This window comes from Paenirhizobium selenitireducens ATCC BAA-1503, assembly GCF_900492185.1.
Classification (GTDB): Bacteria; Pseudomonadota; Alphaproteobacteria; order Rhizobiales; family Rhizobiaceae; genus Allorhizobium; species Allorhizobium selenitireducens_A.
On sequence record NZ_UEYP01000003.1, the window covers coordinates 111,284 to 136,857 of the forward strand.

The following is a 25,574-nucleotide window of genomic DNA, read 5'->3' on the forward strand; positions in this document are numbered from 1 at the left end:
GTCGAGCCACGCTCGGACACCATCGGCGGGCCACAATCCCGACCCGCCCCCTCCCCCTTGTGGGGAGGGTTGGGGAGGGGTCACGCCACCGCCTCACGGCGCGATGATCGGTTGCGCCTTCAAGATCGCCTCGCTGACTTCCGTGCCGGCAAACAGGCTGCCATGCTCGAACCAGGAGCGCGGGGCCGGTGCGCCCCAGAGCGTCTGGCGCTGCGGGTCTTTCAGGTCCCACTTGATCGGCTCGAGGTCCGGATCGACCGTCTGGTAGTCCGAGCAGTAGATCTCGATGCGATGGCCGTCAGGATCGAGGATGTAGAGGAAGAAGGCGTTCGAGATGCCGTGGCGGCCGGGGCCACGCTCGATATTGGCGAGATAGCCGGTGGTCGACATCAGGTCGAGCAGGTCGATGATGTTGAGCGGCGTCGGCACCCAGAAGGCCGTGTGATGCAGGCGGGGCCCGAGACCATTGGTGAAGGCCATGTCGTGAACGCCGCCCTTGCGGTGCATCCAGGCCGCCCACAGCCGCTTCGACTCGTCGTCCTCGGTGTATTCGGTAACCCGGAAGCCCATCTCGTTGTAGAAGGCGACCGAGGCATCGACGTCGGGTGTGAAGCAGTTGAAGTGGTCGATCCGGAGCGGCTTGACGCCGTGATAGAGCTTGTACTGCTGGTGGATCGGCGCCAGGCGGTCCATCTTGAAATAGAATTCCAGCGGCGTGCCAAAGATGTCGACCGCCCGCAGCGTACGCCCCTGATAGGGACGCTCCACCCAGCCATTGGCCAGTCCCTTGGCGTCGAAGAAGGCCTTGGCCTTGTCGAGGTCTTCCTCCGCATAGACCTTGAGCGAAAGCGCGGCGACCTGCGACTTCTCGCCCTTGCGCAGCACCATGCAGTGATGGCCGCGCTCCTCGAGGGCGCGCAGATAGATGGTCGAGGCGTCCTCGTCGGTCACCTGCAGGCCGAGCGTGTCGACATAAAAGGCGCGGCTGGCGGCAAGATCCTTGACGATGAACTCGACATGGCTGAGGCGCACGACGTTGAAGGGCGGATAAAGATTGGGCTGCGGTATCGGCATCGGGTTCTCCTCCTCTCCGTCCGAGCGGCCGGGCCGGTGACGGATCATTCAAAGACAATTCAAGGCGCGGACCGGGATTGCTCGCCGCCGCCCGCGCCTGTGCAATCGGTTCAGCCGCCCAGCTTCGGGATCGCGTGGGCGCCGGTGGCAAAGGCGATATTCTTGGTTTCCATGTAGAAATCGAACGACCAGTCGCCGCCGTCCCGGCCGATGCCGGAATTCTTGACGCCGCCGAACGGCGTCGGCAGATGGCGGACATTCTCGGAATTCACCCAGATCATCCCGGCCTCGAGCGCATCGGAGAAGCGGAAGGCGCGTGTGACGTCGGAGGTCCAGACATAGCCGGTCAGCCCGTACTGGACGTCATTGGCGAGCGCCAGCGCCTCGGCCTCGTCCTTGAACGGAATAGCGGTCAGCACAGGTCCGAAGATCTCTTCCTGGGCGATGCGCATCCGGTTATTGGCGCCGGTGAACAGCGTTGGCGAGACATAGCAGCCGCCGCCCGGACCGTCGAACCTGGCGCCGCCGGCGGCAACCGTTGCCCCCTCACCCCGGCCGATGTCGATATACTCCAGCACCTTCTTTTCATGCACCGGATGGATCAGCGGACCGACCACGGTTTCCGGATCGAGCGGATGGCCAACCTTGATGCGCTTGGCCTTTTCCGCGACCTTGGCGGTGAAGGCATCGTAGACGCTTTCCTCGACCAGCAGGCGCGAGGACGAGGTGCAGCGCTCGCCGTTCAACGAATAGATCATGAAGACGGCGGCGTCCGCCGCCCGCTCCAGATCGGCATCAGCAAAGACGATGACCGGGTTCTTGCCGCCGAGTTCGAAATGCACGCGCTTCAGCGTATCCGCGCCCTGCTTCATGATCATCGAACCGGTGCGGCTTTCGCCGACGAAGCCGATCGCCTTGATGTCCGGATGCTCGGTCAGCGCCTTGCCGGCCTCTTCGCCGAGACCGTTGACGAGGTTCCACACGCCCTTGGGCAGGCCGGCACCTTCTGCGATCTCGACCAGCAGCCGGGCGGTCAGGGGCGAGAACTCGGCCGGCTTGTGCACCACCGTGCAACCGGCCGCCAGCGCCGGCGCGATCTTCCAGGTCGACAGCATGAACGGCGTGTTCCACGGCGTGATGACGCCCACGGGACCGATCGGCACGCGCGTCGTCATGTTCGTCTGGTCGTTGGCGCGCAGCACCTTGCCGTCGCGCGCCTCCGGCGCCTTATCGGCGAAGAAGCGGAAATTCTCCGCCCCGCGCAACGCCGCCTTGGACATGAATTTCAGCGCTTGGCCCGTATCCATGCACTCGACAAAGGCGATTTCCTCGGCGCGGGCGACGATGGCATCGGCAATCTTGTGCATCAGCTTCTTGCGCGCATCGCCGGGCATGGCAGCCCATTCGGCAAAGGCACCCTTGGCAGCCTTGGCGGCACGGTCGACATCCTCGGCCTTGCCGCGCGCAACCTCGGCCACAGGCTTGAGATCGACGGGTGAGATAATCTCGAAGGTCGTCCCGTCGGCCGCCGGCACGGCCTCGCCGGCAATGTGATTGAGGACACCATCAGCCTTGAAACGGGCGAGATAGCCCTCGGCCTTGGCGATGTTTTCGTCGAGCTTCGACATGGTCAGGTCCTTTGTCTACCCCGGATGCGGGCTATTGATCCCTGAGGCGGGCATGCATCGAATTCTTCTTCCAGCTCAGCGCGGGGTCGATCTCGACGACCTCGAGCGAGAGCGCGAAATGCGGGGCGGCCAGAAGCGGAGCGAGTTCGGCGGCGACCGCCGCCATGATCGCGTCGCCGGCACGCTTCTTGTCTTCGGCGCTGCGGCCGGCGCCCAGGCGAAAGACCATGTCGACAAAACCGTTTTCGACGTGCCGGTCGGCGATGGCATAATGCGGTGCGGGATAGGCACGCACGCGCGGAGCCCCAATCTCGAACAAGCCGGTCGACAGGATCGCCTCATGCGCCGCGCGACAAACAGCGGACATGTCCGCCTTTTGGTCGAGATTGGCGGAATACTCCAATCGCAGATGCGGCACGTGCTCTCCTCCTCTTCCCGTCCATTTATTTAACGTGTTAATTAGAATGGTGGAGTGTGTCAAGGGGAGGACGCGCCACCTCCCCCGCCGGACTTGCGACCGAAACGATTCACTTAACGCGTTAATGAGGCAGGAACGACGGCCTGCCCCAGGCGCTACGGGCGCGCATTCCCGCCAACCGGCGCGCCGGCATGCTGTCCGACACGCCAGACGCCCGGCGGCTCGCCCGTGCGCTGGCGGAAGAAGCGCGAGAAATAGGCCGGATCCTTGAAACCGGTCTCGTAGGCAATGTCCTCCACCGTGCGGACGGTGAAAAGCAGCAACCGCTTGGCCTCCAGCAGGCGTCGATCGTTGATCAGTTCCTTCACCCCCTTGCCGTGCACCAGGGTAGCAGCCTTGGCCACGAGATGCGGGGTGGAGCCCAGCATCCCGACATAGTCGCCGACGCTTCTATCCTCGCGAAAATGCAGGTCAATCAGTCGCTTCAACTCGCTCGCCAAGGCTAAGGGGCCTGCCGATCGCATGATCGCGGCCTGCGACGAGAGCCGCGCCATGAAGGACAGCACGGTCGCGGCCAGCGGCAGCACGATCTTCTCCACGCCCGGCTGGCCGGTCAGGTATTCCTCCTGCGCCATCAGCATCAGGGCGCGCATTCGCTCCCAGGTCGCGTCAAACCGCTCCGAGCGCAACATGATCGGCCGGTCGAGCGGCAACAGGCTGGAGGCCGCGACCAGCGGCAGGACACTGTCGGCGATCGAGATCACCACGGCGTCCGAATTCGCCCTCACGTCGAAGCCATGCACCACATGGCTCGGCACGAAACTGACCGCCGGCGCGGAAAAATCCAGGGACTTGTCTTCGATCAGATAGGTTCCGCCGCCTTCGGTCCAGAACGTCACCTGCGCCATTTGCTCGTGCATGTGCGGTTCCGCCCGGCCGTGATGGATGTGCTGCCGCTGCGAAATCAGCTCGACGTGCAGGAAGCCGATATCGAGCGGACGGGGGGTCTCGCCATAGATGAAATAGCTCGGAATGTCGTTCACACGTTAACCACCGAAAAAAGTACAAGCGATTTCGCCATTCTGTGCATGGGCGGAGCTCTCATCAAGACCTAATTTGGACAAAGAGGAACAGGGAGGAAACCATGAGATCCGAAGACTACCGCGCCGACACCAGGCGTCCGTTCACCGGCGCCGAATACATCGCCTCGCTGCGCGATGGCCGCGAGGTCTATATCAACGGCGAACGCATCGCCGACGTCACCACCCATCCGTCGATGCGCAATTCGGTGCGCTCGCTGGCGCGCCTCTACGATGCCCTGCACGATCCGGCCAAGAAGGACCTGCTGACCACGCCGACCGACACCGGCAATGGCGGCTATACCCACAAGTTCTTCAAGATCGCCCGCTCCGTCGACGATCTGGTCGGCCAGCAGGCGGCGATCACCGAATGGGCCCGCATGTCCTATGGCTGGATGGGCCGCACCGCCGATTACAAGGCGGCGCTCATGAACACGCTCTCGGCCAATGCCGAATGGTATGGCGACTATAAGGACAATGCCGTTGCCTGGCACAAGCGGACCCAGGAATCGGCCCTGTTCCTCAACCACGCGATCGTCAACCCGCCGATCGACCGCCACAAGCCGGCCGAGCACGTCAAGGACGTCTTCGTCCACGTGACAAAGGAAACCGACGCGGGCATCTATGTCTCCGGCGCCAAGGTGGTGGCGACCTCATCTGCGTTGACCCACTACAACCTGCTCGCACAGGCTTCGGCGACCGTGACCGAGGACCCGTCGCTGTCGATCACCTTCATTGCCCCGATGAACGCACCGGGCATCAAGATGTTCTGCCGCACGTCCTATGAGCAGACCGCGAACACGACGGCCGAACCGTTCGACTATCCGCTTTCCTCGCGCTTCGACGAGAACGACGCGATCCTCGTGCTCGACAATGTCTTCGTCCCCTGGGAGGACGTGCTGATCTACAGGGACGCCAAGCGCATCCTGTCGTTTACGGTCATGTCGGGCTTCATGCACGGTTACTGCTTCCAGGGCTGCAACCGCTTCGTCGTCAAGCTCGAATTCCTCGCCGGCCTGCTGGCCAAGGCACTGCGCGCGACAGGCGGCGACGCCTTCCGTGGCAATCAGGCCATGCTCGGCGAGGTGATTGCGCTACGCCACAAGTTCAAGAGCTTTGCCGACACCATGGCCCGAAACCCCATCGAATGGGTCGGCGGAACCAAGCTGCCGAACTTGGAAGCGGCGCTCTGCTATCGCACCTTCATGTCGGATGCCTACCCGCGCATCATCGACCTCATCCGCCGCACCGTCGCCTCGGGCCTGATCTACTTGCCCTCTTCGGCCAAGGATTTCGCCAATCCGGAAATCAACCGCTATCTGGCGCAATATGTGCGCGGCTCGAACGACATGGGCCATATCGAGCGAATCAAGATCATGAAACTGCTGTGGGATGCGACCGGCACCGAATTCGGCGGCCGCCACGCGCTTTACGAACTGAACTATGCCGGCGCCCCGGAAGACGTGCGTCTGCAGGTGTTGAAGGGCGCGGAAAAGGGCACGATCCTGCGTGACATGGAAGCGCTGGTCGACACGTGCATGAACGACTACGACGAGAAGGGCTGGACCGGGGACACCTGGCTCGGGCCGGTCGGCAATGAACCACCGCTGCGCAGCGCAGCCGAATAGGGAGAGCGCCATGCAGGCCGGTGTATCGAAGACCGAGTTCCGCAATGCCATGGCGCGCGTCTGCGCCCCCGTCAACATCGTCACCACCAACGGCCCCGCCGGACGCGGCGGGTTTACCGCCACCGCCATGTGCTCCGTGACCGACGAACCGCCGACGCTCCTCGTCTGCATGAACGGCCGCTCGACGCAGACCGGCCTGTTCCTCGAGAACAGGCGCTTCTGCGTCAACGTACTGACCGCGGAGCACCGGGACCTCGCCAACCTGTTCGCCGGCGGCAGCGCCGACATGGGCGCCCGCTATGCGGCGGCAAGCTGGGTCGGCATGGCCGGTGGCACCGAGGCGCTGGCCGATGCCATCGTCTCCTTCGACTGCCTGCTGGAGGACGTGCGGCAGGTCGGCACTCATCACGTCTTCATCGGCCGGGTCGAGAGCCTGCGCGCGCGCACCGATGGCCACGCGCTCGCCTATTTCGACCGCAGCTATGTCCAGGTGCCGAGCCTGCTGGCGGGCTGAGTTCCCTCGATCAGACACACGACACCGGCAACGAATTGAGCCGCGACGATGATCTCGCCGCGGCTCTTTGTCTTGAAGTCGCTCGAAGGCAGCCCGTTCAGTTCGACAGCATATGCGGCAACCACAGCGAGATCGCCGGGAAGGCAATCAGCAGCGCCAGTCGCACCAGCTCGCCGAGGAAGAATGGAAAGACCCCCTTGAAGGTCTGCCCCATGGGGACATCCTTGGCGAGCGAACTGATGACGAAGACGTTCATCCCCACCGGTGGCGTGATCAATCCGAGTTCGACGACGATCAGCGCCAGGATGCCGAACCAGATCTTCACGTCTTCCGGGTCCATGCCGAAGTCGAGTTCGCTGACCACCGGCCAGAAGAACGGCATGACCAGAAGGATCATCGACATGGAATCCATCAGGCAGCCGAGGATGATCAGCGCTATCAGCAAGAGGATCAGGATCACCATCGGCGACAGGCCGGAATTGACCATCATCTCGGCCGCCGCCTGCGGCACGCCGCCACGCGACATGAAGATCTTCAACAGTTCCGCGCCGAGCAGGATCAGATAGATCATGCCGGTGGTCTTGGCAGTTTCGAGCAGCGCCCAGCGGTAGTCCTTGAGGCCGACGCCGCGACGCAGCGAACCGTAGATCGCCACCAGTGCCACGCCGACGGCGGCAGCCGGTGTGGGATTGTAGAAGCCGACATAGATGCCGCCGATGACGATGACGAAGATCGCCAGAACCGGCACGACGCCGAAGGTCGCCGACAGCCATTCGGCCCGCGACAGCTTGTCGCCGGCCGGACCCGATTCGGGCGAGACGCGCACATAGATGGCGATCACCAGAATGAACAGCGCAACCGCGATCAGGCCCGGAAAGAGGGCTGCGGCAAACATCGAGACGATGTTGGCCTCGACGATGATCGCATAGACGACCAGCACCACCGAGGGAGGGATCAGAATGCCGAGCAATCCGCCGGCCGCGAGCGTCCCGGTCGCCAGCGCGCCCGAATACCGGTAGCGCTTGAGTTCCGGCAGAGCCACCTGGCCCATGGTCGTGGCGGTGGCAAGCGAGGAGCCGCAAACCGCGCCGAAGCCCGCGCAAGCGGCGATCGCCGACATGGCGACACCGCCGCGCATGCGTCCGAACCAGGCATTGGCCGCGCGGAACAGGTCCTGGGACAGACCGGCCCGGGTGGCGATATAGCCCATCAGCACGAACATCGGGATGACCGACATGTCGTATTTGGAAAACTGGCTGAAGCCGAGCGTCTTCAACTGATTGAGGAAGACACCGGGTCCATTGAGGGCGATCGTGCCGACCGCGCCGACGACGATCATCGCATAGGCGATCGGCACACGGATGCCGATCAGGACAATCAGTGCGCCAAGGCCGACCAGCCCGAGGAAAAGACTATTATCCATCAGTGATACACATTCCTGCTGGGGTGGGCGATATCCTGATAGCTCTCGGCGAGCGTGACGACGGCAGCGACGGCGACCAGGATCAGCGAAATGACGATCGGCACGAAGGCATAGCCGATCGGAATTTGCAGGATGGCGGTCTGGTAGTCATAGGAGAACTGGTCCTGCGTGCCGATCCATGTCCGCCAGGCCATGACGACGGAGAACACCAGGGCAATGATCGCGGAGAAGAACACCAGAACCGCTTGGAAGCGGCGGCCGAGCCCGGAGGTGAAGATGTCCGCCGTGACATTGGCGCCCGTTAGTTGGCAATAGGGCAGGAATGCGAAGGCGCCGACGGCGACCCCGAGTTCGGTCAATTCGAAATCACCCGGCAGCGGATGGCCGAACGCGCCGGTGACGACGCTGATGCTCTGAATGGCCACGACGGCGAGGATGACGACCCCGCCGAACAGTGCCCAGGCCTCGATAAGGCGGTGGGTGAGGCCTTTCGGCCCCACCCTCCCTTCGTTCTGCGTGGTGGCGTCCATCGCGCTTACTTGCCCGTGTTCGCCGCGACGAGTTCGCGGGCCTTGGCGACGAGAGCAGCACCGTCGATGCCCTTGCTCTCGACTTCCTTGACCCAGCGGTCGACGACGGGTTCGAGCACGGTCTTGAAGGCGTCGGTTTCCTCCTGGGTCAGTTGGATGTGCTTGTTGCCGGCATCCGTTGCGACCTTGATGCCGTTCTCGTCGATCTGGCGCCAGATATCGCCCGCCTTCTTCACCCATTCCTCCCCGGAATTGTCGAGGAAGGCCTTCTGGATGTCTTCCGGCAGCGAGTTCCACTTGTCGAGGTTCATCGAAACCTGGAACGTCGTGGTGCCGAGGCGGGTCTTGTTGACACCTTCGATCTGGTACTCGGTCTGATCCTGCAGCTTCAGCGCCGGGATGATTTCCCACGGAATCAGCGCACCATCGACGACGCCCTTGGAGAAGGCCTGCGGGATATCCGGAACCGGCATGGCGGCGGGGGCGGCACCGAGCGCCTCGATCACCCAGGCGCCGGTGCGGGTCGGAATGCGCATCTTCTTGCCGGCGAGATCGGCCGGCTTGCGCACTTCGTCCTTGGCCATCTGGATCGCCTGGCCGGCATGGGTGTGAAGGAACATGACCTTCACGCCCTTGTACTCGGGAGCGAGATACTCGTCGAACATGGCCCGCATGGCGAGGTTGGTGGCGCGGATGTCATTGGTGTGGATGAACGGCAGCTCGAAGGCTTCGGTGCGCGGGAAGAGGCCTGGCGTGTAGCCGTTCACCGTCCAGACGAGATCGACGACACCGTCGCGCACCTGGCTGACCAGTTCCGGCGGAGCACCGCCGAGCGACATGGACGGGTAGATCTCGATCTTGACCTTGCCACCGGAGGCTTCCTCGATGCTCTTTGCCCAGGGCTCGAGCATCTGCGTCTGGGCCGGGGACTTGGGCCCGAGGAAGTGGTGCAGTTTCAGCGTGACTTCCTGGGCGAGCGCCGAGGCGCTGAGCGCCGTGGTCGCCAGACCGGCAAGCAAGAGTGTCTTAAAGGATCTCATTGGCATTTTCCTCCCTGTTAAAGGCCATTGAATACTCTCCGCCAGCTGGCGGACTGTCTGTTACGCCACCCGAATGTCGAGCAGTGCGGTACGTTTATTGTCCATCACCTCGGTGATCGCCGCCTGCAAGGCGGCGGCAAGGTCGCCGCGCTCCGTCACCTTGCGTGCCCAGGCATTGCTGGCTTCGGCGACCTTGGTGAAATCGGGGCTCGGCGAAAGACCGGTCAGCGGCATCTGGTTGGCCTTGGCCGCATAGCCGTCGGGATAAAGCATGGTCACCGACTGGCGCACCGCGCCCCATTCCGCATTGTTGAGGACGAGGATCAGAACCGGAATGTCGTAGGCCTCCATGATCTGGTGGCAGGCGACCGGATTGGCGAACATGTAGGACCCGTCGCCGAGCGTGGCTATGATAAGCCGCTCGGGCTTGGCGAGCTTCATACCCATGGCGCAGGGCAGCGACCAGCCGAGACCGCCGGAATGCGGCTCCTGGTACCAGGCCTGGGCGTGATCCAGCGTCATCGGCGCCAGCGGGCAGCCGAGTTCGGAAAGCACGGTCGCCTGACGTCCGGCGATCGCCTTGGACAATTCGAGCGACACATGGGCCTTGCTCATCACCGGTCCGGTCTCGCCTTCCGCGGAGGCGATCACCTGATGGCGAAGCCCTGATGTCCGGCCCTCGACCGTCGCGCGCCGCGCCGCCCGGCCTTCCGGATCGGGATCGCGACGGGCCCGAAGGGCCGACAGCAACGCGACGATCCCCATCGACGTCTCGCTGGCGATCGACAGGTCGGAGCGGAAATTGCGCACCGGGAAACGGCTGAACAGGGGATTGGGACCGAGCTGGATGACCTTGGCATCGTCGCGCGGATTCTGCAGGTCGGGCGCCCAGGGAGCGAGCGCATCGATCACCAGGATCACATCCGCCTCGGACAGCCACGGCTCTGGATTGCCGCCGGCAAACATCGCGTGATCGGTCGGAATGCCGATCTGCGTCGCCCAATAGTGCACCACGGGAATGGCAAATTCCATGGCCAGCGCCGACAGTGCGGCAAAGCCGGCATCGTCGCCTGCCCCGCGCTGGACGAAGATCACCGGATTGCGGGCCGATAGCAGCCAATCCGCTGCCATGTCGATCGCGGCAGCCGAGGCTTCCGCGACGGCGGGCGCCATGAGGGGTGCCTCGGCAATGCCGCCCGCATCGATCTGCTCGGACAGAACCTCGCGCGGCAGGCTGATGTAGACCGGACCCTTGGGCGTCGAATTGGCGATGGCATGGCCGCGGTCGAGGATCTCGGCGATCTGCTCGGGAAAGCGCAGTTCGTAGTCCCACTTCACCGCTTCCCGTACCAAGGCCGTCTGGTCGCGCATTTCCTGCCCCCAGCCGATCGGCACGGTGCGTGCACCGAACCGTCCGCGCTCGACCGTCGGCGTGCGCCCCGACATCAGCACCATCGGCACATGGTCGGTGGCGGCATTGAGCGCGCCGATCGCGCCGTTTGCCAGCCCGACATTGGTGTGCAGCATCACGGCCTGGGCCCGGCCCGTCAGGAAGTAATAGCCGTGCGCCATGCCGAGCGCGGCATGTTCATGCGGAATGGTAATGGCTTGCGGCAGGGCGATGCCGGATGCGGCGGCCTCGGCAAGGCCCTCGATGATCGGCGGGAAATCGGTCCCGGAATTGGCGAAGACATAGTCCACGCCGAGAGTCTTCAAGCGGCTGAAGATCACACTGCCGGCGCTGACCTCACCAGATTTTGCATTCCGAGCATCCAAGTAGCGACCCTCCCAAGTCGGCTTGACATTTCAATAATTGAAATACAAATTTCAATAACTATCACATTCTTGAGCTAAGCCGTCAAGGGTGATAGATTAATGAGAATAACTAATGAATAAATGAGCGCGAGCGATAGAATGGCCACCCCTACCAATAACTCGATCGTCAAGGCCTTCGCCATCCTCGATCTTTTCGACGACCAGCGCGACGAGCTGACGACGGCGGACGTGGCCGAGCTCGTGGGCCTGAACACGATCACCGCACATCGCTTCCTCAAGACCCTGGTCTCGGTCGGCGCGCTGCACTCCCCCCGCAAGGGGATCTACCGGCCCGGCGGAAAGCTGATCGAATACGGCGAGCGAGCCCGGAGCGCCCGGCAATTGGCGATGCAACTGCAGCCCTTTCTCAATGCCCTGGCTGCCGAATCGGGCGAAGGCGCCATGGCCACCACCTTTGACGGCACGATGATCACCTGCATTGCCGCCGCGCATTCCAACAACGCCTATGTCTACAGTGCCCGTGTCGGCGCGCGGATCGAAGCCTATGCCACGGCCAATGGCAAACTCTGGCTTGCCTATTCGGGCAAGGAGGCTGTCGAGAGTTACCTGGAGGCCAACAAACTGGTGCCGCTGTCCCGCGCCACGCTGATCAACCGCGACAGCGTTTTGCGGGAAACGGAGGAGATCCGGCGAAGGGGCTATGCAGTCAACCGGGGCGAGCGCGAGGCGGGTCTGAGTGCCGTGGCCATGCCGATCTTTGCTCCGAATGGTGCCATGATCGCCGGAATCTCCATCTTTGCTCCCATCCCGGCACTGGACCAGCAAACCGAAACCAGCTTCACGTCCCTATTGAAGGTCGCGGTCGCCGCTGCTCAGGATACGCTCTTTCCTCCCTCGCAGCCGTAAGATCGCGCCCTCCCCTCCGACAGCGATTGAACTCGCGCATATCCGCATGGTACGGGGACATTTGTTTCCCGACCTTTGAAAGATCGCCATGCTCCCCTGGATCCAGCTCGACAGCGCCCCAATCCCCGGTGGCGGCGGGGAATTGCGTCTCAAACAGCGCGGCACCGAGTTCTCGATCATGCTCGGCACTAACGAGCTGATGAACAGCCGGCTGAGCGGCTCGGAAGAGGCGCTGGCGACGCTCGCGTGGGAACGGATCGCACCGAGCAAGCGCCCCCACATCCTGATCGGCGGCCTTGGCATGGGCTTCACGCTGCGCGCCGCCCTCGCCGTCCTGCCGGCCGATGCGCAGGTAACCGTCGCCGAACTGGTGCCCGCCGTCGTCGCCTGGGCGCGCGGCCCGATGGCCGAGGTCTTCAAGGGCAGCCTCGACGATCCGCGCGTCAAGGTGCATGTCGGCGACGTGGCATCGCTCATTCATACCTACCGCCACAGCTATGACGCGATCCTGCTCGACGTCGACAATGGCCCGCAGGGACTGACCCGGTCGGCCAATGACGGTCTCTACGACTATGCCGGCCTGCGTGCGGCCAAGGGGGCGCTGCGCGCCAGGGGCGTGCTGGCCGTCTGGTCCTCAGGGCCCAATCCGGGCTTCACGCGCCGCCTGGGAACCCTCGGCTTCAAGGTCAAGGAAGAGCACGTCCGCGCCGGCAAGAAGCGCGGCGCCCGCCATGTCATCTGGCTGGCAAGTCCGGATGGCGGGGACGGTGCCGCGCAGCCATAACATCCTCCGGGCCCAGACTCTATCTGTGCGGCTTCATCCCCAGAGCGCCGGCTCCGGCATGTGCATCATCGATCCCTCGTAGCGGATCGGCGAGGCGCGGTCGGCGGCGAGAAGCAACGGACCGTCGAGATCGGCAAAACCCGCCCCTTGCGCGACGAAGAAGGCCGGCGCCATGGCAAGCGAGGTGCCGAGCATGCAGCCGACCATGATGTCGAAGCCTGAGGCAACCGCCGCATCGCGCATCAAAAGCGCCTCGGTCAGCCCACCTGTCTTGTCGAGCTTGATGTTGATCGCATCATACTTGCCCTTGAGATGGCCGAGCGATGCGCGGTCGTGGCAGCTTTCGTCGGCGCAGACCGGCAAGATCCGCGCAATCGTCCTGAGGGCCTCATCCTGTCCGGCCGGCAGCGGCTGTTCGACCAGCGCCACGCCGAGGCGGACCAGGGTCGGCGCGAGCGCCAGATATTGCTCGACCGTCCAGCCCTCGTTGGCGTCGACGATGATGCGAGAATTCGGCGCGCCGGCACGTACCGCCTCGATGCGACCGAGATCGTTGTCGGTTCCGAGCTTGACCTTCAGCAGCGGCCGGTCGGCATTCTTCGCCGCCGCCTCGCGCATGCTCTCCCGCGTGCCGAGCGAAAGGGTGAAAGCCGTTTCGATCGGCTTCGGGGATGAAAGGCCGGCCAACTGCCAGACCGGCTTTCGGGCCCGCTTGGCCTCGAGATCCCAGAAAGCACAGTCGAGCGCGTTGCGCGCCGCCCCCGGCCCTAGCCGGCTTTGAAGGCCGTGCCGGTCCAGCCCCTCGCGCAGATCATTGGCGACCCCGAGTATGGCCTCCATCACGCCGTCGACCGTCTCGCCATAGCGCGCATAGGGCACGCACTCGCCACACCCCATATGGCTGCCATCGGAAACGGTGACGGTCACCACCCGGATTTCGGTGCGCGACCCGCGCGAGATGGTGAAAGAGCCGGCGACCGGAAAAACGTCTTCGACGGCCGTGAGACTGAGTCCATTCACCATTTTACCGTCCCTCCATCAGGCGTCCGTGCCGCGCCGCGAATCGGCGCCCCTTGCGCGTTGCGACATTCCTTTCTATATCCGTCAACAATTAGGTCGAGGCCTCATCAGTCGACGGACTGCAATTTGCCTAAATCCCATACCAGCAAGCTGGCGATGGCGACAGGGCGTCCCGTGCCTCGCCTGCGAACGCATCAGATTGGCGGAAAAGCCCGTGAACACGCTGGATTTTGACAAGAAGCCGGAAGATACGCGCGTCGTCGTCGCCATGTCGGGCGGGGTCGACTCCTCGGTCGTGGCCGGCCTGCTGAAACGCGAAGGCTATGACGTCCTCGGCATAACGCTGCAACTCTACGATCACGGCGCCGCCGTCCACCGCGCCGGCTCCTGCTGCGCCGGCCAGGACATCGACGATGCCCGCCGTGTCTGCGAAACGCTCGGCATCCCCCATTACGTGCTCGACTACGAGCAGCGCTTCCGCGACACGGTGATCAACCCCTTCATGGAAAGCTATGTCGCCGGCGAGACACCGATCCCCTGCGTCGCCTGCAACCAGACCGTCAAGTTCGCCGACCTCCTGGCGACGGCCAAGGAACTCGGCGCCGACGCGCTGGCGACGGGTCACTATATCCGCTCGAAGTCGGTTCCGCTGCCGAACGATCCGGGCCACCGCGCCCTGTTCCGCCCGATCGACAGCGAACGCGACCAGAGCTACTTCCTGTTTGCCACCACCCAGGAGCAGATCGATTACCTGCGCTTCCCCCTCGGCGCCATGTCCAAGGCCGAGACGCGAAAGCTCGCCGAAGACATGGGCCTCGTCGTTGCCCAGAAGGCCGACAGCCAGGACATCTGCTTCGTGCCGCAGGGCAAATATGCCGATGTCATCAACAAGCTGCGTCCCGATTCGGCGCTGGCCGGCGAGATCGTCCATCTCGATGGCCGCGTTCTGGGTCACCATGATGGCATCCTGCACTACACGATCGGCCAGCGTAAGGGCCTCGGCGTTGCGACCGGAGAACCGCTCTACGTGGTCTATCTGGACGCCCGCTCGCGCCGCGTCATCGTTGGACCGCGCGAGGCGCTGGAAACCCACCGCGTCTATCTGCGCGACATCAACTGGCTGGGCGACCACGGGCTGGAAGAAACGGCCCGCGACGGCTTTGCCTGCTTCGCCAAGGTCCGCTCGACCCGTCCACCCGCTCCTGCCATGCTGCATGCCGACGACCGGGGTGTCTATGTCGATCTCGAGATCGGCGAAGCCGGTATCGCACCGGGCCAGGCCTGCGTTCTCTATTCCGCGCCGGGTGCGGATGCGCGCGTCTATGGCGGCGGTTTCATCGACAGATCCGAACGCGCGGCAGACGCGGAAAGCCAGCTGAAGGCATTGCTTGCAAGCCCGGTCGCGGCCTGAGACGAACGCCTCGCCCAAGTCCACAGAAGTGCTTCGGTTTTTGCTTACCGCGCGCTTGACACTGGCAGGATCATCGCCTTATAAGCCGCCCATCGCTTCGGACGGCTCCGCTTTTCAGCAGGCCTTCGCGATGTGTGGCGGGGTAGCTCAGGTGGTTAGAGCGTGGGATTCATAACCCCAAGGTCGGCGGTTCAAGTCCGCCTCCCGCTACCAAATCTCTCTCTTTGTAAGACCTAGAATTCCGGACCGAACGCAGCGCGTCGTTCGCCGCGGAGCGCACTTTCACTCGCCTTGATCTCCGGTGCGGAAACGGTCGAAGCCATTGGCAAACCGGTCGTCGTCGAACGGATAGAGCCAGCGGCCGAGCCGCCTGAGCGCGGGGTCGGACTGCTCGCGGAAAAAACCGATCGGGTCGCGGCGATAGGAGGCCGCATCGTCCCCGTTGCCGATGCGCGCGACAAGCGGTCCGACGACCTGCGGCAGCAGATGCCGCCAACCGAGCAGGCCAAAGGCGCCGAACGGTCGCCACGGCGACGGCCGACTGCGCGCCGACATCAGCCGGCGGCTGTCGGCGGGCAGTCCGTTCTGCTGCCATTCGACCATCTCGGCCAGCGTGGCCTCGAAGCATCGCGGTTTGCCGGTGCGCGGATCGAAATAGCGCGGATAGAGCAGATAGACCCCGGCGAACAGCGCTTCCAGACTGAGGGAGCGGCCGCGGCGCGGGTTCGGCTGGCGATCGTCGGTCAGTCCCCAGCCGGCATAGAAGGGCGAGCCGGACACCGTCACCCGCTTGCCGCGCATCAGCGCCTCGAAGCCGGCAAGCGAGGTGATCGTGTAGACCTGGTCGACGGCATCGAGCACGTCGGGCAAGGCCATGGGAGCAGTCAGGACATGGCAGAGATCCGCCACCTCGGCCGGATCCGAGCTCGGCTTCCGCACGCCCTTCAGCACGTCCGGATGCGGCTTGTAGAGGATCGTCGCGCCGGGATTCTCTTGGGCAGCCATGCGCACCAGATCGTTGTTGAGGATCGGCCGCTCGGTGCCGTAGCGGATCGAGGCGTCGCTCTCGACCTGGCCGACCACCAGCACCTTGCGCCCCGGCCCTTGCGGAAGTTCGACCTTTCCGCGCGCCGGCTGCCCGCCATACTTGCCGATCCGATGCGCCAGCATGGCGGCAATCCCCGCCCTCGCCCGCTCGATCAGTGCGGGATCGGCATCGAAATCATAGGTCCTCAGCAGGTCTTCCAGATCGGACGGCCCACGACTGTCGAAGAAGGGCCGTTGCCGGTCTAGGGTGAGCGAGAACGGTGCGCTCTGTCCGGCACTCCCGCCGACCGATCGCAGGAAACCGTCCTCGATGAAGTCGACCGGGATGTTGCGACTGGCGCAGAAATCCGCCGCTGCCTGCGGCAGGTTTGGCCCCCAGACGATCACGCTTGGGTTTTCGAGCGCCGCAAGGCGCACCTGCCAGACGTCAACGAATTCCTTGTCGCCGACAAAGAACGGCATGTAGTGGAAGTCCCATTCCGGGAAATAGGCCTCCAGCACCGACCGCTTCCACTCATGGATATGGAAGGCGACGACGGGCGGGCGATCGGTCGGGGCGCGCGACATGGGCCGGGCTTGATCCTCGTTGGCGGGCAACCGTTCATAACCCGGCACGGCCATGCCGACAATCGCCGCACGACCAGTTCGCCTCGCCACTCAGCTTCGGTTCACAACCCCTGGCGCACCCGCCTGTCCGGGTGGGCGAGGATCATTAAGGATCCGAAAACCTTTCGTTAAATTTTAAGTAATATCCTGGCCGCCTGAGTGAGGATGAACGATGCGTGGCGTAATTGTCGTTGGCCTTCTGCTGGCATTGACTGCTTGTGCGAAACCGCCGAGCCAGACGAAGAATGCCTGCGCGATTTTCGAGCAGCGCGACGGCCTGTTCAACAACTGGCGACGCGCGGCCGAAAAGACCGAACGCGAATACGGCGTGCCGGTGCCGATCCTGATGGCGACGATCTACACGGAGTCGGGCTTCCGCCACAACGCCAAGCCGCCGCGCAAGAAGCTGCTGGGCTTCATTCCCTGGAAGCGCAAGTCGTCTGCCTATGGCTATTCGCAGGCCCTCGACGGCACCTGGGATCGCTACCAGCGCGAGACCGGCCGATGGAGCGCGCGCCGCACCGACTTCTCCGACGCCATGCAGTTCATCGGCTGGTATCACCGCCAGACGGCGGAAAAGAGCGGCATCCCGCTCAACGATCCCTACAAGCTTTACCTCGCCTATCATTCCGGTCACGCCGGCTATGCGCGCGGCAGCTGGCGCAACAATTCCGAGGCGCTGAACGGCGCCAAGCGTTTCACCGACATCACCTACACCTATGCGCGGCAGCTGAAGACCTGCCCGAACTGACCATCCACCGCCGAGCAGACACGAAAAGGCCCGCGCGAAGCGGGCCTTTTTGTCTGATGCGATGGATAGTTATTCCGGATCGCCGGAGGCCTGGATCGCCGAAATCTGCCAATCCGTGCCTGGGCGCCGGACGAAGGTCCAGATCTCGGTGGATTCCGAGACATTGTCCGGATCGCCGCTGACGACCTTGCCGCTGGTACGGTCTCGCAGAACGTCGATGCTCTCGTAGCGCATGGCGACGGTTGCATAATCGACATTGCCCTCGCGCCAGCTTTCCGAAACGTCGCCCTGGACGAGATGCACGTCGCGCACCTCGTTCTTGACACCCTTGGTGGCGTTCTCGCTCAACTCCTCGGCGAGATAGGACATGGCTTCCGGCGTGGTGATGCGGCGCAGGCTCGCATAGTCCTCGTTGGCATAGGCCGCCTGCATTTCCTTCAACAGACCCTCGAACCGCTCGAGATCCTGCTGGCCGACGCCAATTTCGTCGGCCGAAGCGGAAGGCCGGCGCGGGGCGGCGGAGGCCGAAGAACCACCGAGGTTCAGACCGCCGATCTTCGGGATCTGGAAGCCTGGACCGCCGGCAGCGTCGTTACGCGCCGATGAAGATGCCGCCGCGCCCGAGTAGGACGGCTGGCGATTGGAAAACATGCGCATGGCGAAGCGGACCAGGAAGAAGATCAGCACACCCTGCAGCAAAAGGCCAAGCAAGCCGAAGCCGCCGCCGAAGCCGGAGCCCATCAGCATGCCGAACAGGCCACCCATCAGAAGACCACCCATGAGACCACCGGCGAGACCGCCGAACAGGCCGCCCGTACGCCCGGCCGGGTTCTGCGCATTCGGAGCAGCAGCCGGACGTGTCGCTTGAGACTGCGGCGTCATCGTGCGCTCGATCGGCGCGGCAGGGGCAGGCGCGGTGCGCGTGGCGGCCGGCGCCTGGAAGGTCCGCGTGCCACGGCTGCCGAACCCGCCGCTCGCACGGCGTGCTTCGGCAAAATCGGCGAGCGTCAGCATGGTCGCCAGACCAATTGCCAGAATTCCAAAAAACTTGCCGTAGCGCCGCATTTCATCTCCTCGTTTTCAATGCCGGAACGGATTTCGTCACCGTTGCGCTTTCATATGGCGTTCGCTCTCGGACAAGTGAAGCCTTGGCCGCCTGTTTTTCGATCACAATCGCGCCATCCGCCGCCATCAGGCTCCGAGCGCCAGCTTGATGGCGTAGGCGACCACCCCGACCGCCAGCACCCCGGCGAGCCACAACCCGACGAACCAACCGAGGCGCTTGATGAGAGAGGCGTCCGCCATCAATGATATCCCTCTTCCGGATCGACCTTGCCGCGGAACACCCAATAGGCATAGCCGGTATAGGCTAGGATGATCGGCACCAGCACCGCCGCTCCGGCCAGGAGGAAGGCGAGGCTCGATTGCGGCGCCGCGGCGTCCCAGATGGTCAGCGAGGTCGGCACAATATAGGGATAGAAGCTGATGCCGATCCCGGCGTAGCCGAGCACGAACAATCCCAGGGCCGCGACGAAGGGTTGGGCATCCTTGCCGGAGCGCAGGCCGCTAAGGATCAGGTAGAGGCATCCGAGCACCAGCAATGGCACGACGAAGGAGAAGACCGCCGTCGGATAGCCGAACCAGCGCTGTACGTAGAGCGGTTCGAGCCAGGGCGTCCAGAGGCTGAACACGCCCATCGCAGCGACGGTTGCCAACGCAGCACCATAGGCGAGACGCCGCGCCTTCTCTGCCAGCGGCCCACGCGTTTTCATCACCAGCCAGGTGGCGCCGAGCAGCGCATATCCAAGCACCAGCGCCAGACCGGTCGCCATCGAAAACGGTGTCAGCCAATCCCACCAGCCGCCGGCATAGGTGCGGTCGACCACGGGAATGCCCTGGACGAGGGCACCGAGCGCCACCCCTTGGGCAAAGGCCGCCACCGTCGAGCCGCCGGCGAAGGCATAGTTCCACAAATGCTCGGCCCGCTTGGTACGCCAGCGATATTCGAAGGCGACGCCCCGGAAGATCAGCCCGAGCAGCATGGCGATCAGCGGCGCATAGAGCGCCGGCAGGATCGTCGCATAGGCGAGCGGAAAGACCGCCATCAACCCGCCGCCACCCAGCACCAGCCAGGTTTCGTTGCCGTCCCACACCGGTGCCACCGAATTCATCATCTGGTCGCGGTCGGCCTTTTCGGGAAACAGCGGAAAGAGAATGCCGACCCCGAGGTCGAAGCCGTCGAGAATGACGTAGGCCAGCACGGCGAATGCGATGATGGCCGCCCAAATGAATGCGAGATCAAAGGCCATGCTTGCCTCCCTCGGTTTGCGCCGCCGGCGTGATGCCGGACGTGCGGATCGGTCCGTCGTCGAGATCAGGCATCGGATCGCGCGGCAGGCGCGCCATCAGCCTCAGGATATAGAAGGTCCCTGCCCCGAAGACGAGGAAGTAGACGATGATGAAGGCGATCAGCGAGGCCGCGACGGCGGGGGCCGCGATCGGCGAGATCGAATCCGCCGTCAGCAGATGGCCATAGATCGTATAGGGCTGCCGGCCGACTTCCGTGGTGATCCACCCGGCCAGCACCGCCACGAACCCGGCCGGCGCCATGAGAAGGGCAACGCGGTGCAGCATCCGGTTTTCAAACAGCGTCCCGCGCCAGCGACACCACAGGCTGAACAGGCCGACGCCGAGCATGGCGAAGCCGAGCGCCACCATCACCCGGAACGACCAGAACACCACGGCAACCGGCGGTTCCTTGTCGTCGTCGATCGTGTCGAGGCCAGCCAAGGGCGCATTGAGATCGTGCTTGAGGATGAGGCTCGAAAGCTTGGGGATCTGGATCGCATAGTCTATCCGCTTCTCGGCCTGGTTCGGCAGGCCGAACAGAATGAGCGGCGCGCCGTCCGGATGGCTGTCGAAATGCCCCTCCATCGCCATGACCTTGGCGGGCTGGTGCTCCAGCGTGTTGAGACCGTGCGCGTCGCCGACGAGGATCTGGATCGGCGCGACGATCGCCGCCATCCACATCGCCATGGAGAACATCGTGCCGGCGCGCGACGGGGAGGTGCGGCGAAGGAGGTGATAGGCGCCCACGCCGCCGACGACGAAGGCGGTCGTCAGATAGGCGGCGATCACCATATGGGTCAGCCGGTAGGGGAAGGACGGATTGAAGACGATCGCCCACCAGTCGACCGGCACGAACTGACCGACATCATTGATGGCAAAGCCGGTCGGCGTCTGCATCCAGGAATTGACCGAGAGGATCCAGGTGGCCGAGATCAGCGTGCCGAGCGCCACCATCAGCGTTGCCAGATAATGCAGGCCCGACCCGACCCGCTCACGGCCGAACAGCATCACGCCGAGGAAGCCGGCCTCGAGAAAGAAGGCGGTGAGTACCTCATAGCCCATCAGCGGCCCGATGACCGGTCCCGCCTTGTCGGAGAAGACGCTCCAATTGGTGCCGAACTGGTAGGACATGACGATGCCAGAGACGACGCCCATGCCGAAGGCGACCGCGAAGATCGTCTTCCAAAAGTCGAACAGTTCCAGGTAGACCTTGTCCTTCTTCCACAGCCAAAGCCCCTCCAGTACCGCGAGGTAGCTGGCGAGACCGATGGAGAAGGCCGGGAAAATAATGTGGAAGGACACGGTGAAGGCAAATTGCAGCCGTGCCAACAATTGCGCGTCGAAAATCTCGAACATCGTCCTGTCGCTCTCGTTGCCATCTTGATCGAAGGTCCGAGCAAGCAAATAGGCTTCGTTCCATTCCGATCAATGCGACAGGCTGCCCTGCGTCAACTTGACGTCCATCAAGTCCTGCCGGGACGGCAAGCAGAAGGGGCGCGAGCGTTTCCGCCCGCGCCCCTGTGGATGTTCCCGGGAGGAACGGATCAGTCGACGTTGAAGATCAGCGGCTTCGCCTGCTTGATCGCGTGGTGGGCGGTCAGCTTGTCGAGAACGTCCTGCTTGACCGGCTCGTCAACATAGAGAAGCGCGATCGCGTCCCCACCTTCCTTCTCGCGGCCGAGCTGGAAATTGGCGATGTTGACGCCTGCGTCACCGAGCGTCGTGCCCATGAAGCCGATCATACCGGGCACGTCCGTATTGGCGATGTAGATCATGTGCGCCCCCACATCGGCATCCATGTTGATGCCCTTGATCTGGATGAAGCGCGGCTTGCCGTCGGAGAATACCGTGCCGGCGACCGAACGGGTCTGACGCTCGGTCGTGACCGTCAGCTTGATGTAGCCGTCATAGACGCCGGTCTTGTCGCGCTTGACCTCGGAGAGCACGATGCCCTTTTCCTTGATCATGATCGGAGCCGAGACCATGTTGACGTCGGACACCTGGTTGCGGATCAAGCCCGCGAGCAGCGCGCTGGTCAGCGCCTTGGTGTTCATCGTCGCGGTGACGCCGTCATAGAGGATCTCGATTTCCTTGATCGGGCTTTCGGTGACCTGCCCTGCAAACGAGCCAAGCACGTCAGCCAGCCGGATGAAGGGCTTCAGGATCGGCGCCTCTTCCGCCGTGATCGACGGCATGTTTATGGCGTTGGAGACCGCACCCTTGATCAGATAGTCCGACATCTGTTCGGCAACCTGCAGTGCGACGTTTTCCTGCGCTTCCGTGGTCGAGGCGCCCAGATGCGGGGTGCAGACCACGTTCGGCAGGCCGAACAGCGGGCTCTCGGTCGCGGGTTCGACTTCAAAGACGTCGAAACCGGCACCGGCGACATGGCCGGACTTGATGGCTTCGGCAAGAGCCGCCTCGTCCACCAGTCCGCCGCGGGCGCAGTTGATGATGCGCACGCCTTTCTTGGTCTTGGCGAGTGCCTCCTTGTTGAGGATGCCACGGGTCTTGTCGGTCATCGGCACGTGCAGGGTGATGAAATCGGCCTTGGCCAGAAGCTCGTCGAGTTCGACCTTGGTGACGCCCATTTCCTCGGCCCGTTCCTTCGACAGGAAGGGGTCATAGGCCAGAACATGCATGCCAAGCCCGATCGCCTTCTTGCAGACGATGCCGCCGATATTGCCGGCGCCGATGACGCCGAGCGTCTTGCCGGTGATCTCAACACCCATGAACTTCGACTTTTCCCACTTGCCGGCCTGGGTCGAGGCGTCGGCGGCCGGCAGTTGGCGGGCGACGGCGAACATCAGGGCGATGGCATGCTCGGCCGTGGTGATCGAGTTGCCGAACGGCGTGTTCATGACGATGATGCCGCGGCGCGAGGCGGCCGGGATGTCGACATTGTCGACGCCGATGCCGGCGCGGCCGATGACCTTGAGATTGGTCGCGGCGGCGATCAGCTTCTCGGTCGCCTTGGTGGCGGAGCGGATGGCGAGACCATCGTAATTGCCGATGATCTCGAGGAGCTTTTCCTTGTCCTTGCCGAGCTTGGGCTGGAAATCGACTTCAACGCCGCGATCGCGAAAAATCTGGACGGCGGTTTCCGACAATTCGTCGGATACGAGAACGCGAGGTGCCATGGGAGGCCTCCTTCAAAGGGGTTCAGGTCTGGTATGGATATGGGAATGTGCGGCTTCGCCACGGGGGCGAAGCCGGATCAGTCTCAGGCAGCCTTGAGCGCGGCCTTCTGGGTCTCAAAAGCCCAGGTGAGCCAGGGCATCAGTGCCTTCATGTCGGCGGTCTCGATCGTCGCGCCGGCCCAGATTCTGAGGCCCGACGGGGCGTCGCGATAGGCGCCGATGTCGAAGGCGACACCTTCCTTGTCGAGCGCCGTGACCATGGCCTTGGCAAAGGCGGCCTGGGCGTCGGCGTCGAGCGCCGCCACGTCCTTGTCGACGATGGTGAGGCAGACCGAGGTGTTGGAGCGGGACTCTGGAACCTTGGCGAGGTTGGCGATCCAGTCATTGGCCTCGACGAAGTCGAACAGCACCTTGGCATTGGCATCGGCGCGCGCCATCAGGCCCTTCAGACCACCGATCGACTTTGCCCAGAGCAGCGCGTCGATATAATCCTCGACGCACAGCATAGACGGCGTGTTGATGGTTTCGCCGGTGAAGATGCCCTCGATCAGCTTGCCGCCCTTGGTCATGCGGAAGATCTTCGGCAGCGGCCAGGCCGGGACATAGCTTTCCAGACGCTCGACGGCGCGCGGGGAAAGGATAAGCATGCCGTGGCCGCCCTCGCCGCCCAGAACCTTCTGCCAGGAGAAGGTGACGACGTCGAGCTTGGAGAAATCCATGTCCTGGGCAAAGGCGGCCGAGGTGGCGTCGCAGATCGTCAGGCCCTTGCGGTCGGCCGGGATGAAATCGGCGTTCGGAACGCGGACGCCAGAAGTGGTGCCGTTCCAGGTGAAGACGACGTCGCGGTCGAAATCGACCTGCTTCAGGTCGGGCAGTTCGCCATAAGGCGCTTCGAACTTGCGAACATCCTTGAGCTTTAGCTGCTTGACGACGTCGGTGACCCAGCCGGCGCCGAAGCTTTCCCAGGCCAGCATGTCGACGCCGCGCTCGCCGAGCAGCGACCAGAGCGCCATTTCGACGGCGCCCGTGTCGGAAGCAGGAACGATGCCGATGCGGTAATCCGCAGGCACGTTCAGAATTTCGCGGGTAAGATCGATGGCCTGCTTGAGCTTGGCTTTGCCGACCTTGGCGCGGTGCGAGCGACCGAGCGGGGCATCGGAAAGCACATCGAGCGACCAACCGGGGCGCTTCGAGCAAGGGCCAGAAGAAAAATTAGCATTTGCCGGACGCGCGGCGGGGGCGACGATATCAGCCATATAGATACCCTTCCAGGTAATTAGCCTCTCGTTGGGGAGAGGTGTCCCGCCGCTGGAACTACGCCTGTCGAAAATCCGCGTCAAGAAAATTCTATGTCGCGGAGAGAAGAATTTTTGACGCACCCATGTCACCGCCCGGCCACCCGAGATACAGCCTGAACGCGAAAAGGCCGCCCACTGCGGGGCGGCCTTCAGCAATTCAAAGGGCGGCAAAATTACTTGTAGACGATCGGCTCCGGCGGCGGCTCATAGGCCACCGGCTGCTCGCAGCCACCGAATAGGTAGCGGGCACCGACATGAGCTTCGTGGCTGTAGAAGCCTTTGTCTCGGCCGGGGCCGCCATTGTCCTCGAAACCGAACATGCCGCCAGCCAGCGTATGGCGGAAGCGATAGCCGACATCGGCCTTGACGTTGCAGGTGACATCGATCGAGGCGCCGGCCATCAGCTGGTAGGCAAACCGCCAGTTGTGGTAGCCCTTGTGGGTGACGGTGTCGTCGCAGCCGCCGCCATCGTCCTGGCAGGCCGTATTGCGCAGCTTGTCCCACTTGACGTAGGCGCCGCCGATACCGCCGCCGACATAGGGGGTGATCATGCCGTAGGTGCCGATATCGACATAGGCATTGGCCATCAGATGATAAGCCCGCATGGCCGAGACATCGCTCGAGGTGCAGGGCTCGAGCGGCGTGCCGCAGGAACCGGTGGTCGAACCTTCAAAATCCGACTTGAACATATAGTCGAGGGTCAGGTCCGTGCGCAGGTAGTTGTTGACCTGATAGCCGACGCCGACGCCAAGCGTGAAATTGTCGTCGAGGTTGGTATCGTCGAAATCGACCAGGTTGCCGTTGGAGCCCTGGAAGTACTCGGCTCCACGCATCTTGTTGAAGGAATAGCCGACGTCGCCGCGCAGATACCAGCCGGAGGCCTCGGTGATTTCGACCTCGGGTGCCGAGATCGGCGCGGGTTCAGGCTGATAGATGTCTGCAGAATGGGCTGCTGTGCCGGCGAGCAGGACGGCAGCCACGGCGAAAAGGCTCGTCTTCATGGCAAGATACTCCAATATCCATCGTTGATGCACGGGCCTTGTTGTGGCCGATGTTTTGATCAGGATGGATAATGAAGCACAAAGGTTAAGGTGCGCTTAACTACGTCTGTTTACCTTGACGAGCGAGGATATTCTTGCAAGTTCGGCAGAA

The 25,574-nt window shown here is 63.4% G+C and carries 23 protein-coding genes and 1 tRNA gene; 7 read left to right on the plus strand and 17 right to left on the minus strand.

Features of this window, described 5'->3' with window-relative positions; translation table 11 throughout:
• Positions 1–93: 93 nt before the first annotated feature.
• The 4 genes from hpaD to RHIZ70P_RS06750 form a co-directional block, all read right to left on the minus strand.
• Positions 94–1,074: a 3,4-dihydroxyphenylacetate 2,3-dioxygenase gene (gene hpaD, locus RHIZ70P_RS06735; RefSeq protein ID WP_115669634.1), complete on the minus strand. Its 981-nt coding sequence runs from the start codon at positions 1,072–1,074 to the stop codon at positions 94–96.
• A 110-nt stretch (positions 1,075–1,184) separates the two neighbouring features.
• On the minus strand, positions 1,185–2,702 hold the full coding sequence (gene hpaE, locus RHIZ70P_RS06740) for a 5-carboxymethyl-2-hydroxymuconate semialdehyde dehydrogenase (RefSeq protein WP_115669635.1): 1,518 nt from the start codon (positions 2,700–2,702) through the stop codon (positions 1,185–1,187).
• 31 nt (positions 2,703–2,733) lie between these two features.
• Positions 2,734–3,120 (minus strand): 5-carboxymethyl-2-hydroxymuconate Delta-isomerase, encoded by a 387-nt coding sequence (locus tag RHIZ70P_RS06745; RefSeq protein WP_115669636.1) that lies wholly within the window; start codon positions 3,118–3,120, stop codon positions 2,734–2,736.
• A 155-nt stretch (positions 3,121–3,275) separates the two neighbouring features.
• Positions 3,276–4,163 carry a helix-turn-helix domain-containing protein gene (locus tag RHIZ70P_RS06750; protein ID WP_115669637.1) on the minus strand — a complete coding sequence of 296 codons (888 nt, stop codon included), beginning with the start codon at positions 4,161–4,163 and terminating at the stop codon, positions 3,276–3,278.
• 101 nt (positions 4,164–4,264) lie between these two features.
• Here RHIZ70P_RS06750 and RHIZ70P_RS06755 point away from each other — a divergent pair, with 101 nt between their 5' ends.
• A complete protein-coding gene (locus tag RHIZ70P_RS06755; RefSeq protein WP_115669638.1) occupies positions 4,265–5,827 on the plus strand; it encodes a 4-hydroxyphenylacetate 3-hydroxylase N-terminal domain-containing protein in 1,563 nt (520 codons plus the stop codon).
• A 10-nt stretch (positions 5,828–5,837) separates the two neighbouring features.
• Positions 5,838–6,341, plus strand: a complete 504-nt coding sequence (locus RHIZ70P_RS06760; protein WP_115669639.1) for a flavin reductase — start codon at positions 5,838–5,840, stop codon at positions 6,339–6,341.
• Between the two features lie 97 nt (positions 6,342–6,438).
• Here the strand turns inward: RHIZ70P_RS06760 and RHIZ70P_RS06765 are convergent, their stop codons facing one another.
• The 4 genes from RHIZ70P_RS06765 to RHIZ70P_RS06780 are packed head-to-tail and all read right to left on the minus strand — an operon-like array spanning position 6,439 to position 11,110.
• Positions 6,439–7,764 (minus strand): TRAP transporter large permease, encoded by a 1,326-nt coding sequence (locus tag RHIZ70P_RS06765; RefSeq protein ID WP_115669640.1) that lies wholly within the window; start codon positions 7,762–7,764, stop codon positions 6,439–6,441.
• Positions 7,764–8,294, minus strand: a complete 531-nt coding sequence (locus RHIZ70P_RS06770) for a TRAP transporter small permease (protein WP_115669641.1) — start codon at positions 8,292–8,294, stop codon at positions 7,764–7,766. The genes RHIZ70P_RS06765 and RHIZ70P_RS06770 overlap by 1 nt, the downstream gene beginning before the upstream one ends.
• 5 nt (positions 8,295–8,299) lie before the next feature.
• Positions 8,300–9,334: a TRAP transporter substrate-binding protein gene (locus tag RHIZ70P_RS06775; RefSeq protein WP_115669642.1), complete on the minus strand. Its 1,035-nt coding sequence runs from the start codon at positions 9,332–9,334 to the stop codon at positions 8,300–8,302.
• 60 nt (positions 9,335–9,394) lie between these two features.
• The gene (locus RHIZ70P_RS06780; protein WP_115669643.1) at positions 9,395–11,110 is read right to left on the minus strand and encodes a thiamine pyrophosphate-requiring protein; all 1,716 of its coding nucleotides are present in this window, start codon (positions 11,108–11,110) and stop codon (positions 9,395–9,397) included.
• A 138-nt stretch (positions 11,111–11,248) separates the two neighbouring features.
• Here RHIZ70P_RS06780 and RHIZ70P_RS06785 point away from each other — a divergent pair, with 138 nt between their 5' ends.
• Positions 11,249–12,016, plus strand: coding sequence for an IclR family transcriptional regulator (locus RHIZ70P_RS06785; protein ID WP_181903963.1), 768 nt, complete (start codon positions 11,249–11,251; stop codon positions 12,014–12,016).
• Positions 12,017–12,104: 88 nt separating this feature from the next.
• A complete protein-coding gene (locus RHIZ70P_RS06790; protein ID WP_115669645.1) occupies positions 12,105–12,800 on the plus strand; it encodes a spermidine synthase in 696 nt (231 codons plus the stop codon).
• Between the two features lie 33 nt (positions 12,801–12,833).
• Here RHIZ70P_RS06790 and dgcA read toward each other — a convergent pair whose 3' ends face one another.
• A complete protein-coding gene (gene dgcA, locus RHIZ70P_RS06795) occupies positions 12,834–13,823 on the minus strand; it encodes an N-acetyl-D-Glu racemase DgcA (RefSeq protein WP_115669646.1) in 990 nt (329 codons plus the stop codon).
• A 211-nt stretch (positions 13,824–14,034) separates the two neighbouring features.
• Between dgcA and mnmA the strand changes: the two genes are divergently transcribed.
• Entirely contained in the window at positions 14,035–15,231 is a 1,197-nt protein-coding gene (gene mnmA, locus RHIZ70P_RS06800) for a tRNA 2-thiouridine(34) synthase MnmA (protein ID WP_115669647.1), read from the plus strand.
• 136 nt (positions 15,232–15,367) lie between these two features.
• Positions 15,368–15,444, plus strand: a tRNA-Met gene (locus RHIZ70P_RS06805).
• 69 nt (positions 15,445–15,513) lie between these two features.
• On the opposite strand, the gene RHIZ70P_RS06810 is transcribed toward RHIZ70P_RS06805, so the two are convergent.
• Entirely contained in the window at positions 15,514–16,845 is a 1,332-nt protein-coding gene (locus RHIZ70P_RS06810; RefSeq protein ID WP_115669648.1) for a capsular polysaccharide biosynthesis protein, read from the minus strand.
• A gap of 211 nt (positions 16,846–17,056) precedes the next feature.
• Here RHIZ70P_RS06810 and RHIZ70P_RS06815 point away from each other — a divergent pair, with 211 nt between their 5' ends.
• On the plus strand, positions 17,057–17,635 hold the full coding sequence (locus RHIZ70P_RS06815; protein ID WP_115669649.1) for a transglycosylase SLT domain-containing protein: 579 nt from the start codon (positions 17,057–17,059) through the stop codon (positions 17,633–17,635).
• Positions 17,636–17,704: 69 nt separating this feature from the next.
• On the opposite strand, the gene RHIZ70P_RS06820 is transcribed toward RHIZ70P_RS06815, so the two are convergent.
• From RHIZ70P_RS06820 to RHIZ70P_RS06850, 7 genes are all read right to left on the minus strand, one after another.
• A complete protein-coding gene (locus RHIZ70P_RS06820; RefSeq protein ID WP_115669650.1) occupies positions 17,705–18,700 on the minus strand; it encodes a Tim44 domain-containing protein in 996 nt (331 codons plus the stop codon).
• 126 nt (positions 18,701–18,826) lie between these two features.
• Positions 18,827–18,940, minus strand: coding sequence for a DUF2474 family protein (locus tag RHIZ70P_RS06825; RefSeq protein ID WP_115669651.1), 114 nt, complete (start codon positions 18,938–18,940; stop codon positions 18,827–18,829).
• Entirely contained in the window at positions 18,940–19,944 is a 1,005-nt protein-coding gene (gene cydB, locus RHIZ70P_RS06830) for a cytochrome d ubiquinol oxidase subunit II (protein WP_115669652.1), read from the minus strand. The genes RHIZ70P_RS06825 and cydB overlap by 1 nt, the downstream gene beginning before the upstream one ends.
• Positions 19,934–21,340 carry a cytochrome ubiquinol oxidase subunit I gene (locus RHIZ70P_RS06835; RefSeq protein WP_115669957.1) on the minus strand — a complete coding sequence of 469 codons (1,407 nt, stop codon included), beginning with the start codon at positions 21,338–21,340 and terminating at the stop codon, positions 19,934–19,936. The genes cydB and RHIZ70P_RS06835 overlap by 11 nt, the downstream gene beginning before the upstream one ends.
• 188 nt (positions 21,341–21,528) lie before the next feature.
• A complete protein-coding gene (gene serA / locus RHIZ70P_RS06840; protein ID WP_115669653.1) occupies positions 21,529–23,124 on the minus strand; it encodes a phosphoglycerate dehydrogenase in 1,596 nt (531 codons plus the stop codon).
• Positions 23,125–23,207: 83 nt separating this feature from the next.
• Positions 23,208–24,380 carry a phosphoserine transaminase gene (locus RHIZ70P_RS06845; protein WP_115669654.1) on the minus strand — a complete coding sequence of 391 codons (1,173 nt, stop codon included), beginning with the start codon at positions 24,378–24,380 and terminating at the stop codon, positions 23,208–23,210.
• Positions 24,381–24,595: 215 nt separating this feature from the next.
• Positions 24,596–25,423 carry an outer membrane protein gene (locus tag RHIZ70P_RS06850; protein ID WP_115669958.1) on the minus strand — a complete coding sequence of 276 codons (828 nt, stop codon included), beginning with the start codon at positions 25,421–25,423 and terminating at the stop codon, positions 24,596–24,598.
• Positions 25,424–25,574: the final 151 nt, after the last annotated feature.